Genomic DNA, 1190 nt, shown 5'->3' with positions numbered 1-1190 from the left:
CGGTCGGACGGTCGGTCCCGGAGCGACCTCGGAAGCGTGCTCCGTGTTTGACGTTCCGCGTTCAATCCGCGCCTCGAGTGTCCGCGTGAGAGCGGCGAGCAGTCCAACGAAAATCCCCATCGCGAGCACGAGATGCACCGCGCCGACGACCATCGACTCGCGAACCACGAGAACGGCTCCGACGACGATCTGAACGGGAAACAGGACGCAGGCGAGGACGAGTCCCGCGCGCGTAATTCGACCGAGATCGAGACGGGTGGCGGCGACCGCCGCTCCGGCGAGCAAGGCGGCGGTGACGAGCGCGGCGCCGCGGTGGCCCCAGAACAGCAGCCCCTCGCTCGTAATCGGGCCGACGGCCCACTCGCTCGAGCAACTCGGCCAGGTAGTACAGGTCTCGGCGCTTCCGGTCGTCGAGACCGCCGTTCCGAGCGCGATGAGCACGTACGCTGCGATCGTCGTCGCGACCAGGAGGGATACGAACCGGGTATGCGTGTTGGATTCGGACATAGGTGGAACGAGTGTCGTGAGCGCGATCGCCGACGGAACCGGGCGCCTGCACGGGTACAGATTGCGACGCCGACCCGGTATCCCCTCGTGCGAATATGTTCGCCCCTTCCGATCGATCGGTCGCTGGACGGCCGACTCTTACGAGCGCTCGCGGTCGGTCACACCTCGAGTTCGCCTTTCCCCGCGACCGCAGCCGTCGAGGGCCGAGACGAATCCGCGCCGCTCGATCCTCCCCGCCGATCGGGTCGGCGGCAGCTCTCGTCGGTCGTCGGTCGGGTAGCGGACGCTGGCTCGAGAAGTGGATATATAAAATATCTGCCATAGTCCCGGGCGGATTCGAACCGCCGTCATGGGCTGTCTTCCGTGACGGACCGAACCGAGCACGTCCAAAGGCCCATATGATTGGCCACTACACCACGGGACTCCTCGTTTCACTCGTCGTCCCGTGTACCTCGCAAATCCATCGGATTTGCTCACCACCACGGGACTCCACTCGCGGGATAGACTCCCGCCGCACAATAGTGTTACTTTTCACGACGAGAGGGTGCCGATATCGAGCCCGCTTCCACGCGACGGTGACAGCTCCGACACAGGGTGACGACGTTGTCCAGTGTATGTGCATCCTCGGCGTTCTCGAACGATCTGACCGGTCGAACGTGGTGTACGTCCGGGTTACGATCGAG

Annotated in this window: 1 protein-coding gene, 1 tRNA gene and 1 pseudogene; all 3 read right to left on the bottom strand. The window is 64.5% G+C overall.

Annotation, left to right across the window (positions count from 1 at the left end; genetic code table 11):
- A pseudogene (locus ACNA7R_RS20440) lies at nucleotides 1-507 on the bottom strand (protoheme IX farnesyltransferase); the annotation flags it as partial.
- A 321-nt stretch (nucleotides 508-828) separates the two neighbouring features.
- Nucleotides 829-931, bottom strand: a tRNA-Gln gene (locus tag ACNA7R_RS20435).
- A 100-nt stretch (nucleotides 932-1031) separates the two neighbouring features.
- Nucleotides 1032-1190 (bottom strand): HNH endonuclease (locus ACNA7R_RS20430; RefSeq protein ID WP_416285371.1); only part of this gene is annotated, 159 nt, incomplete at its 5' end.

Source organism: Natronococcus sp. (assembly GCF_047921035.1).
GTDB lineage: Archaea > Halobacteriota > Halobacteria > Halobacteriales > Natrialbaceae > Natronococcus.
Note: the sequence above shows the minus strand (reverse complement) of the source record. Positions and strands in the feature narration are given on the sequence as shown.